The following is a 16,828-nucleotide window of genomic DNA, read 5'->3' on the forward strand; positions in this document are numbered from 1 at the left end:
AATTTAGAATTAGTATCAAAGGATGGATGAAAATGGTAAGGGTAAAAGTTCCTGCTACTATAGCAAATTTGGGTCCGGGTTTTGATACCCTCGGAGTAGCTGTTTCCCTTTTTAATATAATAGAAATGAATTTTTCTGATGAGTTAAAAATAGAGGTGTTAAATGAAGGTAAAAATATTTTACCTGAGAATGAAGTAAATCTGGTTTACCAATCGGCAAAAAAAGTAATAGACCGTTTTGGTTTTGAAAGAAAATTACATATAAGACTAATAAATAATATTCCGCTTGCCAGGGGACTTGGTAGTAGTGCTGCTGCAATTGTTGGTGGTGTCGTAGCTGTAAATGAACTTTTGGGAAAACCCCTTTCAATGGACGAAATTATCAACATAGCTACAAATATAGAAGGGCATCCCGATAATGTAGTTCCGGCTCTTTTAGGGGGTTTCACCGTTTCCCTGTTTGATGGAGAAAAGGTTTTTTATAAAAAATTTAGTTTACCTGAAAAAGAACTGTGTTTTGTTGTTGCAGTACCCCAATTTCATTTAAAAACCTCCGATGCAAGAAAGGTACTGCCTGAGAAAATTTCATTAAAAGATGCAGTTTACAATATGAGCAGAACTGCACTCTTCGTTGCGTGTGTGGCACAAAAGGACTTTTCCTTTTTGGATGTGCTCTGCAGGGATAAATTGCACCAACCTTACAGAAGTTCTCTAATACCGGGTATGGAGGAAATTATAAATAGAGGAATGGAAAAAGGACTTTTAAGTGTTTTTTTAAGCGGTGCAGGTCCTTCGATTGCAGGAATATGTGATAAAAAAGATGCGGAGAAAGCAGGGAAGTTTATGGTAGGCACTTTTAACAATTTTGGCATAAAAGCAAAATACTTGATTTTGAATCCCTGTAATGAGGGAGTAAGTGTATGCACTTAATATCGGAAAGAAATAAAAATATTATAATAAAAAAGTAATAAATGAGGCAGGTAATAAACCTGCCTCATTTATTACTTTTTTATACTAAATAATTGCTAAAATAAAAATGGTCGGGCTGGCGGGACTTGAACCCACGACCCCTACCACCCCAAGGTAGTGCGCTCCCAAGCTGCGCTACAGCCCGATTAACTACAGGTATTATTATAATTGATATTTATAAATTTTGCAAGGGCATAACAAAATTTTTTGGTAAGACAATTTATATAGTTTTTTAAAAGGAGTTTTTCCTGTTTTGTAGAAAATAAATATTATATTTCTAAATATAATCTCTATCTATATAATCAGGAGGATATAAACTTTGCAGGATTTACCGCTGAAAAAATTTTTTAAAGAATTTTTTAAAAAAGTGTTTAACATAAATGAGGAAACGTATCCCGTATTAAAATCTATTTGGAATCTCGCATGGCCCGTAGTTATTGAGCAAACTCTTGCGATGGTTTCTCAGGTAGTTGATATGGCAATGGTTGGACGACTGGGCGCCACTTCTGTCGCAGCCGTTGGTTTATCGATGCAGCCTTTCATGCTTATTAATTCAATAATTATGGGCCTTTCAGTGGGTACGACTACCTTTTGTGCCCGCGCAAAAGGTGCCAAAAATGATGAAGAAGCAGGATTAGTTTTGGTGGAATCAATGATTTTTTCTTGTATACTTGGATTACTTTTGGTAATCTCGGGGTTTATATTTGCAGAAAAAATATTGGATTTTATGAATGCAGAAGAAAAGGTAAAAGAAATAGGGGCGGTTTATTTTAGAGCCATGATGCCCGGAATGATGTTTTTCTTTTTATTTACAATCATCACTGCAGCTTTAAGGGGAGTTGGAGATACAAAAACTCCAATGATTGTGAATTTACAATTAAATATCATCCATATAATACTAAATTATATTTTAATATTTGGGAAGTTTGGGATTCCTGCCTTAGGAGCGCTGGGAGCAGGTATTTCAACTTCCATATCGAGGTTTATAGGCGCACTGATTATCTTCTATAAATTAAAAAACCCAGAGGGTATTCTATATATTGAATTTTTGAAATTGGTAAAGAGATTTAATTATGATTTATTTAAAAGGATAATATACATAAGCGTTCCAGCAGCTTTGGAAAGGATCATTAGTTCTGCAGGGCAAATGCAATATGCCAGACAAGTGGCATCCTTAGGAACGCTTTTGTATGCTGCTCATTCAATTAGTATAAATGTGGAATCTTTTTCATATATGCCGGGAATTGGTTTTGCTACGGCGGCAACGGCATTAACCGGTTTAAAACTTGGGGCTAAGGATTTCCAGGGGGCAAGGATAAGTGTATCCATTTCGAACAGAATGGCTGTTATTACAATGGGTATAATGGGCTTTTTATTTTTTATCTTTCCTGTATTTTTTTTAAGAATATATACCGATGATACGCAAATAATTAAAAGGGCTGTTGTGCTATTGCGAATAGTCGCTTTTACCCAAATTCCTGAGGCTATAAGTTTTGTGATTTCGGGAGCATTAAAGGGGGCCGGAGATACTCGTTTTGTACTATACGTTAATATTGTGGGGATGTGGATTGTTAGACTTAGCCTGACCGCGGTATTTATGAGATATTTTCATCTAAGCATCATAGGAGCATGGATTGCTATGTTTATAGATTGGGTTGTAAGATCAATATTATATTATTATCGTTTAAAAAGTGAAAAATGGCAGTTTTTAAAAATATAATTTCAGAATTTACGGGTGAGTAATATGAGTGTAAATAACAGCAAAGTAGTGATTTTAAAAAGAAGAAAAAAGTCCGGCAAAAGGTTTATAATATATCTTTTCTTATGTTTTTTATTAATATTTTTCCTTTTATCTTTAATATTTTCAAATAAGTATGTAATAGCCGGGATTAACAAAGTAAGTGATTTTATACAAACGGAAGGTATAATACTAAAAAATGAAAAGGTGATCACTTCCCCTTACAGGGGAAAAATCGAATATCTCGTAAAATCCGGTGAAAGGGTAAGGGTGGGGACTCCGCTTTTTAAAGTAGTTACGGATTTTGAAATGACAAAAAAAATAGAAGAAGATTTATCAAATTTGAGAAGACAGCTGGAAGATGAAAAAAATTCATCAATACCCGTATTAGAAACATTAAATAAATCTATTGATGAACTGGAAAAAATTCTTTATAGCGGTAAAGTAAAAGATGAAGATAAATTTAAGTTGAAGGCAAAACTAAAATCCTTATATGAAGAAAGAGAAAGATTATTAAAAGAAAGGCAAAAAAATATTGAAATAATTCAAGAGAAGATCTCCGAATTAGAAAATAAAAAAAGTTTAATTGAACCGGTTATTTATTCCCCGATTTCTGGTGTCGTAAGTTTCTGTTTAGATGGTTTTGAAGAAAAATTGAGTTTTGATAAGGAAGATGAATTGGGAAAGATTGATTTTTTTTCAGTTAATAATACGGATACCAAAATAGAGAAAAGGGATTATGTGGAAGAAAACGAAAAAGTGTTAAAAATTGTAGATAATTTTAATATTTACATACTGGCTGAATGCAAAGAAAAAAATTTAAAAAAGGGCCGTTACTATAATATGCAATCATCATCGGGAGAAAATTTTGCTGCTAAGCTGGAGAAAATTTTAGGAAATAATAGACTGCTATTTTATGTTAACGAAGATTTACCTGGCCTTTATGAAAAGAGAAAAGAAAAATTTAAAATAATTTTACAACGTTATGAAGGGATAACCTTGCCAAAATCTGCTATAATAAGAGTGGGGGATAAGGACGGGGTTTTTATTAGAGAAAGGGACAAATTAATATATAAACCCGTGGAGGTTATTTTTGAAGAGGGCGAAAATGTAGTGGTCGGAGGCCTAAAACCCGGTGATATAATTCTCGTCAAGAGGGGATTGTTATGGAATTTCAAAGAGGCTTTGATGAACTTTTTTTGATAGAGGAAAATATTAAAAGAATAAGTTATAAAATTCATGAATCGGCGATTAAGGCTAATAAAGATCCGAGGCAAATAATATTAGTGGCAGTTACCAAAACCGTCACCCCGGAGAAAATCGATAAAGCTATAGAATGCGGTATTAAGGTTGTAGGAGAAAACAGGGTTCAGGAAGCAAAAGAAAAAAAGGAGAAGGTGAAAAATGAAGCCCAGTGGCATATGATAGGTCATCTTCAAAGAAACAAAGTAAAGTACGCGGTAGAATTATTTTCCATGATACAATCGGTGGACGATTTTGAATTAGCCAAGGAAATTGATAAAAGGGCAAAAGAAAAAAATAAAATTATGGATGTTTTAATTCAGGTAAATATAGGAAACGAAATTACAAAATCAGGAATAACTTACGATAAAGCTGAAGAATTGATAAAAAATGTAGCTTCATTGGAAAATGTTAAGGTAAAAGGACTAATGGCAATACCGCCCTTTTGCGAAAATACCGAAAAAGTCAGACCTTATTTTCAAAAAATGTATGAACTTTTTCTAAGGATAAAAGAAAAAAAATTACATAATACGCAAATGGAATACCTTTCCATGGGGATGACCCATGATTTTGATGTGGCAATAGAGGAAGGCGCAAATATGGTCAGAATTGGCACCGGAATTTTTGGAGAAAGGAAGAGGTGAAAATGGGGAATAAAAGTTTTTTTAAAAAAATCCTCTACTTTTTAGGAATTGATGACGATTTATCGGAAGAAAAGGTGGAAGAATTTAATGTTTCAAACTCAAAGGGGGAAAAAGGTAGAATAATAAACATCCATCAAATTCCAAAAAATAAGATGATGGTTTTTAAACCGATGAGTTTTGAAGATGTAGAAGAAATAGCGGATGAGCTTAAGAGCAAGAGAGCGGCGATAGTGAATTTAGAGAGTATTGACAAAGAGAATGCAAAGAGAATAATAGATTTTTTAAGCGGCAGCGTATATGCATTAGATGGCAGTGTAAAAAAAGTTGGTAGCGGAACTTTTGTATTTACACCCAGTAATATTGACATTTCGGGAATGGATATAGAAAATACAATGAAGGAAAATGAGGGGGAATTGCTCCCTTTTAATAAAAAGAAATGATCTTTAAGGAGAGTTGATTTATGAGTTTAACACCGCTTGATATACAAAAGAAGGAATTTAAAAAATCTTTCAGGGGATTTGATGAGACGGAAGTAAAAGATTTTTTAGAAAAAGTATCTGAAGCTTATGAAAAGATCTATAAAGAAAACCAGCAATTAAAAGAAGAAATAAAAATATTATCCGAAAGAGTGAGAGGATATGAAGATTTGGAAACTACCTTAAAAAAGGCTATAGTATTGGCCGAGAAGACTGCAGAAGAAGTAAGGATAAATGCGGAGAAAGAAAAAGAGATAATTTTAAAAGAAGCAGAAAGTAAAGCCAAGGATATTATATCTGATGCTGAAAATAAAAGGAAGCGTATTTTGGTACAGCAGGAAGAAATAATAAAACAATTTATAATTTTTAAAACGCGGTTTGTAAATTTTTTAAAAGCCCAGTTGGAAACAATCGATACAATAGGTCTTGAATTTTTTATAGATGAGAAAACGTGTTCTTTAAAGGAAGCAGCTTTTACCTGCGATGAAGATTCTTTATTTAAGAGGTGACCTTATGGAGGATACGAAAAGGGTTTCCGTTATTGGAATTGTAGTTTTTGACAGGGAAAAAGCTGCAGAAAAAGTAAATACCCTTCTTTCCCAATATGCACATCTTATTGTGGGAAGGATGGGTATTCCTTACAGGGAAAGAGGGATTTCGGTAATTGCGTTAATTGTTGATGCCACCACCGATGAACTGGGGGCATTGACGGGAAAACTGGGGAAAATTAATGGAGTAAAGGTAAAATCTGCCGTTACGGTATAAGCTTAAAGCGAGAGGATGATTGCTTATTATTGGAATCATAGGTGCAATGGATAGAGAAATAAGACTACTACGTGATAGAATGAGCGATGTTAAGGAATTACGCCATTTGCATTTAGATTTTTATTTTGGGGAAATTAGGCAAAAAAAGGTTGTAGTTGTAAAAAGCGGTGTGGGAAAGGTCAATGCTGCTTTATGTACCCAGTTTTTAATAGACAAATTTTCACCGGAAAGAATAATTTGTACAGGGGTTGCAGGAGGTCTTTTGGATTTCCTGAAAACGGGAGATGTTGTTGTATCAAAGGATTTAATACAGTACGATGTGGATGCTTCTGTTTTTGGACATGAAGTGGGCGAAATACCCAATATGGGAGTAAAGGTTTTTAATGCGGATGAAGAACTTGTGGAAAAAACGCTATATACCGGCAAAAAAATTTTAAAAGATAATAAAATAATTAAAGGAAGGATATTAACGGGGGATAAATTTGTAAACAGCAGAGAAATGGTAGAATATCTCGTAAATAATTTTGATGGATTTTGTGTTGAGATGGAAGGTGCGGCAATTGCTCATGTTTGCTTCTTGAACCGGATACCTTTTGTCGTGATAAGGAGTATTTCCGATAAAGCGGATGGCATTGCTCTTTTAGATTACAAAAAATTCGTTGAATTAGCTTCTAAGACTTCGGCGGAAATTGTGGAAGGTTTAATCGAAATTATTTAAGTGGGAATAAATAAGTTATGTTTTGATAATCCTAATAAGGAGAAATATTATGTTAAACGATGATAATGTAAATGCGTTATTCAATAAAATAATTGAAAAAATGGAAGAATTAAGTGTTAGAATTGAAAAATTAAATTTGACCGAGTATTTGGAGCTATACAGAAATCCGTCAAGGCTTCTTTATCTGAATTTTTTAGCAGGGGTAGCCCGGGGATTTGGGATGGCAATAGGTTTTACTCTATTGGGAGCTCTGGTTATATATGTTTTGCAAAAAATGGTTATTTTAAAACTGCCGGTTATTGGTGATTTTATAGCGGATATAATAAAAATTGTACAGAACGAATTATCAACAAAATAAGGTGAGAGAATGAAAAACCCGGATTATTACAAAAAAAAACTATTGGATTTAAAACAGGAATTGGAGTCTCAAATAGATACATTAAATAAAAGAGGTTCGGATGCTTTGAAAGAATCCGTCGGAGAACTATCTTCTTACGATAATCATCCGTCGGATTTGGGCAATGAAACTTTTGAAAGGGAAAAAGATCTTGGTATCAGAGATAATGCAAGAATTATGCTTATTAAGGTAAATAACGCTTTGAAGAAATTGGAAGAAGGAAATTACGGTATTTGCGAAAGCTGCGGCAAAAAAATAGAGGAAGAAAGGTTGGAAATTATTCCTTACACCACCCTGTGCGCCGATTGCAATAGAAAGGAAGAGAAGGATTTATCAAGAAGGTCAAGACCGGTGGAAGAGGAAACATTGAGCTTTCCTTTTGGTCGAAGCTTTCTTAATGATACCGAATATGCTGCTTATGATGGAGAAGATGCATGGCAGGATGTAGCCCGTTACGGCACGGCAAACACTCCCCAGGATGAACCTGGAAGCAGGGATTATAAAGATGTATATACTGATGGAAATGAAAGGAGGGGAATTACCGATAGGGCAGATAAAATCATAAAAAACAATGATATTGATGAAAATGAGAAAAACGAGCTTGGAAGATGAAATCCCGCTTTGATGCGGGATTTTTTTAATACTGTTTAGGTATATCAATAATAGGAAAATATATAGTATAATAAAAATTAATTAAACCTTTGCGGTGAATAACAATTTAAAATCCAGGAGGAATATTAAGTGGTATTTATAATATTTTCAGCAATCGTTGTTTTGCTGGATCAAATTACTAAATTTATTGTAAAAACCCGAATGAATCCTTATGAATCTTTTCCTGTCATTAATCCAATTCTTTATATTACATATGTAAAAAATCGAGGTGCAGCTTTTAGCTTGTTAGAGGGGAATATTCCTTTTTTTGCTATTGTCTCATTAATTGTTAATTTATTTATATTATTTTTATTGGTCAAAGGTATTAAAAGTTCAAAGATCACAAAATTTTCCTTAGCTTTAATTCTCGGTGGTTCAATTGGAAATTTCTTGGATAGGATAAGGTTGGGCTATGTAGTTGATTTTATCGACCTGAGAGTTTGGCCGGTTTTCAATGTGGCGGATATTGCTGTGGTGTTCGGAGTTCTGATTCTTTCGTATATATTAATTTTTGAAAAGGACGAAATAAAAATATTTTAAGTTTAAAGCTCGGGAGGGCTTCTTTTGAATAAATACTTTGAATTCGTTGTAGATAAAGAGGACGTCAAAAAAAGGCTTGATTTATTTATAACGGAAAAAATAGATGATATCTCGAGAAGTTATATTCAAAAGGGAATCGAGGAAGGATGGATTAAAGTAAATGGGAAAATCTCCAAGGCTAATTACAAAGTAAAGAGCGGTGATTTAATTGTTGCTGAAATCCCTGAACCCAAAAAATACAGTATAGACCCCGAACCCATTCCTTTGAATATAATTTATGAAGACTCGGATATTGTGGTGATAAATAAACCCAGGGGGATGGTAGTATATCCCGCACCGGGTAATTATTCAGGAACTCTTGTGAATGCTTTATTGTATCATACTAAGGATTTATCGGGTATTAATGGACTTATAAGACCTGGAATTGTCCATAGATTGGATAAGGATACTTCTGGAGTAATGGTGGTAGCAAAAAATGATAGGGCTCATAGAAATTTGGTAATGCAGTTCAAGGAAAAAAAAGTTAGAAAAACCTATTTAGCTCTCGTATTTGGGGTAATAAGCGAAGAAAAGGCTACAATAGATACACCTATTGGAAGGCATCCCCTCAAAAGAACGGAAATGGCTGTAGTAGAAAATGGGAAGAGGGCTGTAACGCACTTTAAAGTGCTGGAAAGGTTTAAAAATTTCACTCTTATAGAAGTAAATCTGGAGACTGGAAGGACTCATCAAATAAGGGTTCATATGAGCTTTATAGGGCATCCCGTCGTAGGAGACCCTTTGTATTCTAAAAAAAAGAATCCCTTCAATATTAAAGGTCAGGCTTTACACTCTTACAAATTAGGTTTTTGGCATCCCTCTACGCAGAAATTTGTTAGTTTTGAGGCCCCGCTACCGGAGGATATAAAACAAATCTTAGATTTTTTGAGAAAGGAGTGTGGTCATGCTGGAAAAAGCAAGGATTATGGACCAGAAATTAATGGATAGAGCAATTACCAGAATAAGCCATGAAATATTGGAAAAAAACCGGGGAGCCATGGACATTGCTTTAATTGGTATAAAGCGGAGAGGAGTTCCGCTGGCTGAAAGGATTGCAAATAAAATATATCAGTTCGAAGGGATAAAAGTACCGGTAGGAATTTTAGATATTACCCTTTATAGAGATGACCTTTCCGAATTATCCGAAAAACCACTAATCAATACTACGCATGTACCTTTTGATGTCAAAGGTAAAATTATCATTTTGGTAGATGATGTTATTTATACGGGAAGAACGGTAAGGGCAGCCCTCGATGCTGTAATTGATATGGGAAGGCCAAAGGCAATCCAATTAGCCGTTTTAATTGATAGGGGCCATCGAGAACTGCCCATACGCCCTGATTACGTGGGGAAAAATGTACCTACATCCAACGATGAGGTGGTAAAAGTAAAACTTCAAGAAATTGATGGTGAAGACTGCGTATTAATCTTTCAAAAATAGCTTATTTATTATTTCTTCCTCAGGGGTAACAAACAATGTTTTATAATTATCATATATTACATATCCCGGTTTTGCTCTCTGAGGTTTTTTTACGTATTTTTTTAATGTAAAGTCTACAGCAATTTTACTTCCATGTCTTGCTTTGCTGTAAAAAGCTGCCAGGATTCCAGCTTCTAAAAGCGTGGATTCGCTTACATTTTTTCCCTCGGTCAAAATGACCACATGGGAGCCAGGAAAATCCTTTACGTGTAGCCAGATATCTTCAGGAGATGCTTTTTTAAAAGTTATATAATCATTTTGCCTGTTGTTTTTGCCCACAAGTATTGTAAAACCTTCGGACGAGATAAATTTAAGAGGCTCTGAAGGTTTAACTTTTTCGTTTCTTATATGGGAGGTTTTAATAACACCTTCCTTTTCCAGATCCTTTTCAATTTCGTAAAGCTCTTCTAAGTTTTCCGCATTTTCTACAGAAAAAATTGTATTTTCAATATAATAGATTTCCTGGGTTATCTTATTTATTTGCTCTTTTATTATCGATTCTTTGGCGGAGAGTTTTTTATAAAGGTTAAAGTATTTTTGTGCATTTTGTGAGGGAGTTAATTTTTCATCCAGTGTAATAAATTCTTCTGCGTTATTGTAGAAGTTATATAATATTACTTGTTTATCCCCCTGTTTTATTTTGAAGGAATTTGCCAAAATTAGTTCCCCGTAAATTTTATATGTTTCCTTATTTTTTGTTTCGGAAAGATTCTCCTGTTTTTGAGATAATATTTTTATCTGCTTTTTTAAGTAGTCATGTAATAGCTTTAATAAACTGTTCTTCAATTGGGTATATTCTTCATATTTATGTTTTTCTTTATAAAAGACCTCTAAAGCATCGTTTACCGTGTTTACTTTTTTCTCGATGTAGCGGTTTTTATAATGCAACACCGGAAAAATCCAGAAGTCAAAAGGTTTTCTGCTTTCTTTTTCATAAAAAATAGTTGGAATAAAAATTCTCTCCATCAAGTTGTGCCTGAGTTCTAAAAAAATTTGTGGGATTTCCTTATTTTCTATCGATGATTTATACAAAATTTCCTTTGCAGCTACTTTACTGAAACCGCAAAAGTTATCCAGAATCCATTTTTCAAAATAGAAATCCTCTTCTTTTTCCTTGCATTTCAGCATTTGATACAGTTTGTTTTCACTTTCTGTTAGAATATTAATCCTTTCGATTGCGGGTGGAAAAGCATATTTTTGCCCGGGAAGTATTTCCCTTACCCTATTAACATCCGATCCAATTTTCTTTATAGCATCAAGTACGGTTCCTTCCTCGTCTATCAAAATAATATTGCTGTGTTTTCCCATAAGTTCTGCTATTAAAAAATAATTCTTAATTTTTCCGTATTCGTTGAGATTTTCAATTTTTATGGTTATAATCCTTTCCAAACTAAGCTGAGATATCTTAATTATCCTTCCGCCCTGCAGTAGTTTTCTCAATAACATGCAAAATGGAGGAGGGGTAATGGGATTTTCTTTTTCATCCGTCCCAAGTAAGGATATTCTAAAATCCAAAGGATGACAGGATAAAAGGAGTTTTATTTCCTCTCGACCCTTTCTCAAAAAAAATAATACATCATGGATGCTGGGCTGGTATATCTTGTCAATTTTAGTTTCTATAATTTTATTGTTTATTTCGGATAATAAAGCGTAAAGAGTAATTCCGTCAAGGGGCATAATTTTCACCTCAGATTTTACTTAAAAATCTTTTTTATCTTTTTCAATTATATCATACATATTATACATAATTTTTATTTTAAATTTTGCATAAATGACAAATATTGTATTGAAAAAAATTAAATGATATAATAAATACTAATGATTTTTAGCGTAAAACAGAGGGCGAGGGTGAAAAATGAAGTTTACAAAAATGCACGGTCTTGGAAATGATTTTATTGTAATTGATGGTTTTAAAGAAGATATATCCATCATTGAAAAAAAAGCAAAAATTCTTTGTGATAGACATTTTGGTATTGGTGCAGATGGTATTTTAATTTTGTTGCCTTCCGATATTGCTGATTTAAAAATGAGGATAATTAATAGCGACGGCAGCGAAGCTACTATGTGCGGAAATGGGATCAGATGCTTTGCCCTTTATGCCTATACGAGAAAAATAGTTAATAAAAAGAAAATGGAAATTGAAACCTTAGCAGGAATTATAAAACCCGAAATTATAGTCAATAAGGATATAGTAGAAGCGGTTAAAGTTGACATGGGACATTACAGTTTATTAAAGGAAGATATTCCTATGCAGGGAAATACTAAGGAAGAAGCGGTTGATTTTGATTTAATTGTAGATAATAGTAGTTTTAAAGCCACCGCTGTTTCCATGGGGAATCCCCACTGCATAATATTTACCGAGGATGTGGAAAGTATTCAATTAGAGGGTTTGGGTCCCAAAATTGAAAATCACCCATATTTTCCAAAGAGAACGAATGTAGAATTTGTTGAAGTAATTTCTGACAGCCAATTGAAGATGAAAGTGTGGGAAAGGGGAGCGGGAATTACACTGGCATGTGGTACGGGTGCCTGTGCAAGCGCGGTTGCTGCCCATAAAAAAGGACTTGTTAAGGATAAAGTTACAGTAAAATTGCCGGGAGGTGACTTATTTATAGAAATAATGGAAGATAAAAAAGTATTCATGACTGGGCCTGCAAAAGAAGTCTTTAGCGGAGAACTGGAACTATCATATTTATAATCATATAATTAAAAAACTTACATAAATTTGGAGGGGTTAAAGTTGGAACGTGCAGAACGAATAAAGAAGATACCACCTTACCTTTTTGCGCAAATTGACAAAAAAATAGCTGAACTTAAAAGCAAGGGTATAGATGTAATAAGTTTAGGAATTGGAGATCCCGATCTTCCGACACCACCAAATATAGTAGAAGCGATGAAAAAAGCGGTGGAAGTCAAAGAGTACCATAGGTACCCGGATTATGAAGGCTCTCTCGAATTTAGAGAAGCAGTTTCTACTTATTACAAAAATCGCTTTAACGTTAGTCTGGATCCCAGGAGTGAGGTAATGGCTTTAATCGGATCAAAGGAAGGAATTGCTCATATATTTTTAGCTTTTGTAAACCCTGGAGATTATGTTTTAATACCGGATCCGGCATATCCCGTATACAAAACTGCTGCAATTTTTGCCGGAGGAATTCCCTATACAATGCCGTTACTGGAAGAGAATAATTTCCTCCCGGACTTTTCTAAAATAGATGAAGAAATATTAAAGAAAGCCAAATTAATGTTTTTATGTTATCCTAATAACCCGACAGGGGCCGTGGCAAGTGAAGAGTTTTTTATGGAGGCAATAGAACTTGCTAAAAAGTATGATATAATTTTATGTCATGATAGCGCTTATGCTGAAATTACCTATGATGGATATAAAGCCCCAAGCATTCTTTCCTTCCCGGGAGCAAAGGATATAGCGGTTGAGTTCGGGTCTTTGTCGAAGCCTTATCGAATGACCGGGTGGAGGATTGGCTATGCTGTGGGCAACAGTGAAATAATTCAAGGTCTGGGCATAGTTAAAACAAATGTGGATTCCGGTCAATTTACAGCTATACAAAAAGCGGGCATTGAAGCATTACTCGGGCCTCAGGATAGCATAAAAGAGATGAACGATATTTTTAAGAAGAGAAGAGACCTGGTTGTCAATACTTTAAGAGAAATTGGTATAGATGTAAAATCACCCAAGGCTACATTTTATATTTGGGTAAAAGTTCCGGAAGGGTATTCTTCTTCGAGTTTTGCGGAAAAGTTGATAGAGCAGGCTGCTGTGGTTGTAACCCCCGGAAGCGCTTATGGAGAATACGGGGAAGGTTATGTGAGAATATCTCTTACAACCCCTGACCACAGATTGATGGAGGCAATGGAAAGAATCAAAAAAATTTCTTTTTAAAAAAAGGGCGTGATTAAATGGCAAAAAGTATGACGGGGTATGGGAGAGGAAAATCACTGAACGAGCCGGGTTGGGAAGTTGAAATAAGAACGGTAAACCATAGATTTTTAGACATCTACGTCAGGCTTACGAAACCCTGCTTATATTTAGAAGAAAAGATACGAGGATTTATAAAAGAGCGTATTTCGCGGGGAAGGGTAGATGTATTTATCGGTTACAGTTCTTTTAATCTCGAGAGGGAGATTAAAACCGATGATAAGGCTATTGAAGCATTATACAAAAAGCTTTTAGAATTAAAAGAAAAAATAGGCTTTGAGGGTCCAATTTCATTACAGCTCCTCTCCCTTCTTCCGGATATTTTTAAAGTGGAAAAAAATGTGGAAGATGAAGAGTTGTGGCTTTCTTTAAAACCGGTTTTGGAAGAAGCTGTATTGAATTTAAACCACATGAGAGAAGAAGAGGGTAAAAATTTATTGGCGGACATTTCAAAAAGATTAAATTTTATAAACCAGAAATTAGAAATAATAAGATCCCGAAGGGGAATTAACTTAAAAGAATATAAGAGCAGATTGGAAAAAAGGATATCGGAAATTCTTGAAAAAGAAATCCTTGATAATGAGAGATTGGAGATGGAAGTTGCTTATTTTGCAGAGAGATCAGATATAAATGAAGAATTGGTGAGAATCGAAAGCCATATTATTCAATTCACTAATTTATTCGATTCCGATGAGCCCGTTGGGAAAAAGATGGATTTTATTGCTCAGGAAATGTTCAGAGAGATAAATACCATTGCTGCAAAAAGTGCGGATTATGAAATTTCAAAACAGGTTATCGACATTAAAAGCGAGCTTGAAAAAATAAGGGAACAGGTTCAGAATTTAGAATAATATTACCAGGAGGGAATATCTTGTGGACATAAAATTAGTTAATATTGGTTTTGGTAATATAGTTTCTGCCAATAGAATTATTGCAATAGTAAGCCCGGAATCTGCACCTATAAAAAGAATTATTCAAGAAGCAAGAGACAGAGGAATGCTTATTGATGCTACTTACGGCAGGAGGACTCGTGCTGTAATTATTACCGATAGTGATCATGTTATCTTATCTGCCGTGCAGCCGGAAACGGTAGCGAATAGATTAAGCGAAAAGGCAATTGAAGAAGAGGAAATTGATGAGGAAGAAGTAAAATAGGAGAGTAGAAATTATGAATAATGAGGGAATGCTTATAGTTCTATCGGGACCGTCTGGGGCAGGTAAAGGAACAGTTTGCAGCAAGTTACTGGAAAAAAACACCAATATCGCCCTTTCCATTTCTTATACCACTCGCTCTCCAAGACCCGGAGAAAAAAATGGGGTTAATTACTTTTTTACAGATAAAGAGAATTTCGAAAGGATGATTAAAGAAGGATGCTTTTTAGAATGGGCAAATGTATATAACAATTACTACGGCACCCCAAAAAAGTTCGTAGAAGAAAAGATAAAAAACGGACAGGATGTAATTTTAGAAATTGATATACAGGGAGCAAAACAAATAAAACAAAACTGGAAGGATGCTGTTTTTATTTTTATACTTCCTCCTAACCTGGAAGAATTAAAAAGGAGGATTGAAAAGAGGGGGAGTGAAACAGAAGAATCATTAAGGCTTAGATTGATGTGTGCCTTAGACGAATTGAAAGCCCTTTCGTCTTACGATTATGTAATCGTTAATGATGATATAGATAAAGCAGTAGAAAAATTACAAGCCATAATTCTGGCTGAAAAATGCAGGGTTTACAGGAATAAGGACTTGATAAATAAAATGCATTAAGGGGTGAGGGTAATATATGATGTATCCTTCAATCGACTCTTTAACTGCAAAATTCGATAGTAAATATACCATTGTGGTTGCTGCTGCAAAAAGAGCAAGACAACTGGTGGAAGGAGCTCCCAAATTAGTAGATGTGAAGACTACCAAACCCGTTTCCATAGCACTTTTTGAATTGGATGCGGGTAAAATTAAAGTAGAACGAATTAAAACAAAATAAAAGGACGGATTTGAGATGCTAAAAGGTAAATTCATATTATTAGGAGTAACCGGCAGCATAGCCGCTTATAAGGCTTGTGAATTAACAAGACTTTTTAAAAAAAGGGGAGCTTATGTGCAGGTCGTAATGACGGAATCGGCCTGTAAATTCGTAGCTCCCCTTACTTTTCAGATACTTTCCGAGAATCCCGTAATAAAAGATATGTTTAAAGAGCCTTCCAATTGGGAAGTTGAACATGTATCCCTCGCGGATAAAACAGATATATTTGTTATTGCTCCCGCTACAGCTAATATTATTGCAAAATTAGCTTCCGGAATTGCGGATGATATGCTGACAACCACATTTTTAGCTACAAAGGCTACAAAAATTATAGTTCCGGCTATGAACGTAAATATGTATGAAAATCCCATCACCCAGAGAAACATAAATATTTTAAAAAAGAACGGATGCTATGTTATTGAACCGGATGAGGGCTTTTTGGCCTGTGGCAAGGTAGGTAAAGGAAGATTTCCGGCCCCTGAAGATATTATTGACTATGTGGAAAAAGTTGCAGTAAAACAGGAAGATTTAAAAGGGATAAAGATTTTGATAACTGCAGGACCGACGAGAGAGTATTTTGATCCGGTAAGATTTATCTCAAATAGGTCGTCGGGGAAAATGGGTTATAAAATAGCGGAAGCTGCCTTAGAAAGAGGAGCCGAGGTTGCGTTGATTTCCGGGCCGGTAAGTATTTCCCCTCCCGAAAAATTACATTTATTTCATAAAGTGGAAACGGCTGAAGAAATGAAAAATAAGGTCAATGAGCTTTTTCAGTGGGCTGATGTAATTATAAAAGCAGCAGCTGTTTCCGATTATCGACCAAAGCATAAAAGTGAACATAAGATAAAAAAATCTGATGAGGAAATTGTTATTGAACTTGTTAAAAATCCCGATATTTTAAAGGAGCTCGGAGAAAAAAAAGGAGAAAAAATATTGGTAGGTTTTGCTGCCGAGACGGATCTTCCTGAAGGAAATGCAAGAGAGAAATTAATTAAGAAGAACCTTGACATGATAGTTTTAAATGATGTGACAAAACAGGGTGCCGGTTTTGAGGTGGATACTAATATTGTAAAAATTTTATACAAGAGTGGAAAAATAGAAGAATTTCCGTTACTGAGTAAAAAAGAAGTAGCTCATCTGATTTTAGATAGAATAAAGGCGATTTTAAAAGAGCGTGCTTAAATCCGCCTGCTGGGAAGAAGCACG

Annotated in this window: 21 protein-coding genes and 1 tRNA gene; 20 read left to right on the top strand and 2 right to left on the bottom strand. The window is 34.7% G+C overall.

The genetic code is table 11. The features are described from left to right. Nucleotides 1–32 precede the first annotated feature (32 nt). Nucleotides 33–929 carry a homoserine kinase gene (gene thrB, locus ATZ99_RS04840; RefSeq protein WP_068748111.1) on the top strand — a complete coding sequence of 299 codons (897 nt, stop codon included), beginning with the start codon at nucleotides 33–35 and terminating at the stop codon, nucleotides 927–929. A 107-nt stretch (nucleotides 930–1,036) separates the two neighbouring features. Here thrB and ATZ99_RS04845 read toward each other — a convergent pair. Beyond that, a tRNA-Pro gene (locus ATZ99_RS04845) sits at nucleotides 1,037–1,113 on the bottom strand. A gap of 174 nt (nucleotides 1,114–1,287) precedes the next feature. Here ATZ99_RS04845 and ATZ99_RS04850 point away from each other — a divergent pair. The 12 genes from ATZ99_RS04850 to pyrR all read left to right on the top strand — a co-directional run bounded on the left by ATZ99_RS04850 (nucleotide 1,288) and on the right by pyrR (nucleotide 9,619). Further along, entirely contained in the window at nucleotides 1,288–2,688 is a 1,401-nt protein-coding gene (locus ATZ99_RS04850) for an MATE family efflux transporter (protein WP_068748112.1), read from the top strand. Nucleotides 2,689–2,712: 24 nt separating this feature from the next. Then, the gene (locus ATZ99_RS04855) at nucleotides 2,713–3,909 is read left to right on the top strand and encodes a biotin/lipoyl attachment domain-containing protein (protein ID WP_068748113.1); all 1,197 of its coding nucleotides are present in this window, start codon (nucleotides 2,713–2,715) and stop codon (nucleotides 3,907–3,909) included. Further along, nucleotides 3,873–4,592 carry a YggS family pyridoxal phosphate-dependent enzyme gene (locus ATZ99_RS04860; protein ID WP_187694823.1) on the top strand — a complete coding sequence of 240 codons (720 nt, stop codon included), beginning with the start codon at nucleotides 3,873–3,875 and terminating at the stop codon, nucleotides 4,590–4,592. Before ATZ99_RS04855 ends, ATZ99_RS04860 begins: the two co-directional genes overlap by 37 nt. 2 nt (nucleotides 4,593–4,594) lie before the next feature. Beyond that, on the top strand, nucleotides 4,595–5,032 hold the full coding sequence (locus ATZ99_RS04865; RefSeq protein WP_068748114.1) for a cell division protein SepF: 438 nt from the start codon (nucleotides 4,595–4,597) through the stop codon (nucleotides 5,030–5,032). Nucleotides 5,033–5,052: 20 nt separating this feature from the next. Next, nucleotides 5,053–5,577 (top strand): DivIVA domain-containing protein, encoded by a 525-nt coding sequence (locus ATZ99_RS04870; protein WP_068748115.1) that lies wholly within the window; start codon nucleotides 5,053–5,055, stop codon nucleotides 5,575–5,577. Between the two features lie 4 nt (nucleotides 5,578–5,581). Further along, nucleotides 5,582–5,833, top strand: a complete 252-nt coding sequence (locus tag ATZ99_RS04875; protein WP_068748116.1) for a TM1266 family iron-only hydrogenase system putative regulator — start codon at nucleotides 5,582–5,584, stop codon at nucleotides 5,831–5,833. 19 nt (nucleotides 5,834–5,852) lie between these two features. After that, on the top strand, nucleotides 5,853–6,551 hold the full coding sequence (locus ATZ99_RS04880) for a 5'-methylthioadenosine/adenosylhomocysteine nucleosidase (RefSeq protein WP_083947352.1): 699 nt from the start codon (nucleotides 5,853–5,855) through the stop codon (nucleotides 6,549–6,551). A gap of 100 nt (nucleotides 6,552–6,651) precedes the next feature. Further along, entirely contained in the window at nucleotides 6,652–6,909 is a 258-nt protein-coding gene (locus ATZ99_RS04885) for a DUF5665 domain-containing protein (RefSeq protein WP_425428288.1), read from the top strand. A 9-nt stretch (nucleotides 6,910–6,918) separates the two neighbouring features. Continuing rightward, nucleotides 6,919–7,560 (top strand): TraR/DksA C4-type zinc finger protein, encoded by a 642-nt coding sequence (locus ATZ99_RS04890; protein ID WP_068748118.1) that lies wholly within the window; start codon nucleotides 6,919–6,921, stop codon nucleotides 7,558–7,560. Nucleotides 7,561–7,689: 129 nt separating this feature from the next. Beyond that, nucleotides 7,690–8,139 (top strand): signal peptidase II, encoded by a 450-nt coding sequence (lspA, locus tag ATZ99_RS04895; RefSeq protein WP_068748119.1) that lies wholly within the window; start codon nucleotides 7,690–7,692, stop codon nucleotides 8,137–8,139. Nucleotides 8,140–8,163: 24 nt separating this feature from the next. Next, complete coding sequence (locus ATZ99_RS04900) at nucleotides 8,164–9,126, top strand: RluA family pseudouridine synthase (protein WP_068748120.1); 963 nt, start codon at nucleotides 8,164–8,166, stop codon at nucleotides 9,124–9,126. Next, a complete protein-coding gene (pyrR, locus tag ATZ99_RS04905; protein ID WP_068748121.1) occupies nucleotides 9,083–9,619 on the top strand; it encodes a bifunctional pyr operon transcriptional regulator/uracil phosphoribosyltransferase PyrR in 537 nt (178 codons plus the stop codon). Before ATZ99_RS04900 ends, pyrR begins: the two co-directional genes overlap by 44 nt. Here the strand turns inward: pyrR and ATZ99_RS04910 are convergent. Beyond that, entirely contained in the window at nucleotides 9,602–11,335 is a 1,734-nt protein-coding gene (locus tag ATZ99_RS04910) for an Rqc2 family fibronectin-binding protein (RefSeq protein ID WP_068748122.1), read from the bottom strand. The two genes, pyrR and ATZ99_RS04910, sit on opposite strands and share 18 nt — an antisense overlap. A 178-nt stretch (nucleotides 11,336–11,513) precedes the next feature. Here ATZ99_RS04910 and dapF point away from each other — a divergent pair, with 178 nt between their 5' ends. From dapF to coaBC, 7 genes are read left to right on the top strand one after another with little or no spacing between them, the layout of a single operon-like run. Further along, complete coding sequence (gene dapF, locus ATZ99_RS04915; protein ID WP_068748123.1) at nucleotides 11,514–12,356, top strand: diaminopimelate epimerase; 843 nt, start codon at nucleotides 11,514–11,516, stop codon at nucleotides 12,354–12,356. A gap of 42 nt (nucleotides 12,357–12,398) precedes the next feature. Next, the gene (locus ATZ99_RS04920; protein WP_068748124.1) at nucleotides 12,399–13,559 is read left to right on the top strand and encodes an LL-diaminopimelate aminotransferase; all 1,161 of its coding nucleotides are present in this window, start codon (nucleotides 12,399–12,401) and stop codon (nucleotides 13,557–13,559) included. Nucleotides 13,560–13,576: 17 nt separating this feature from the next. Further along, nucleotides 13,577–14,446, top strand: coding sequence for a YicC/YloC family endoribonuclease (locus ATZ99_RS04925; RefSeq protein ID WP_068748125.1), 870 nt, complete (start codon nucleotides 13,577–13,579; stop codon nucleotides 14,444–14,446). A gap of 22 nt (nucleotides 14,447–14,468) precedes the next feature. Next, a complete protein-coding gene (gene remA / locus ATZ99_RS04930; protein WP_068748126.1) occupies nucleotides 14,469–14,750 on the top strand; it encodes an extracellular matrix/biofilm regulator RemA in 282 nt (93 codons plus the stop codon). 13 nt (nucleotides 14,751–14,763) lie between these two features. Further along, complete coding sequence (gmk, locus tag ATZ99_RS04935) at nucleotides 14,764–15,366, top strand: guanylate kinase (RefSeq protein WP_068748127.1); 603 nt, start codon at nucleotides 14,764–14,766, stop codon at nucleotides 15,364–15,366. Nucleotides 15,367–15,382: 16 nt separating this feature from the next. After that, entirely contained in the window at nucleotides 15,383–15,583 is a 201-nt protein-coding gene (gene rpoZ, locus ATZ99_RS04940) for a DNA-directed RNA polymerase subunit omega (RefSeq protein ID WP_068748128.1), read from the top strand. 15 nt (nucleotides 15,584–15,598) lie between these two features. Then, nucleotides 15,599–16,804: a bifunctional phosphopantothenoylcysteine decarboxylase/phosphopantothenate--cysteine ligase CoaBC gene (gene coaBC, locus ATZ99_RS04945; RefSeq protein ID WP_068748129.1), complete on the top strand. Its 1,206-nt coding sequence runs from the start codon at nucleotides 15,599–15,601 to the stop codon at nucleotides 16,802–16,804. The last annotated feature ends 24 nt before the right edge of the window (nucleotides 16,805–16,828 follow it).

The organism is Thermovenabulum gondwanense, assembly GCF_001601575.1.
In the GTDB taxonomy this organism is placed as follows: Bacteria; Bacillota; Thermosediminibacteria; order Thermosediminibacterales; family Thermosediminibacteraceae; genus Thermovenabulum; species Thermovenabulum gondwanense.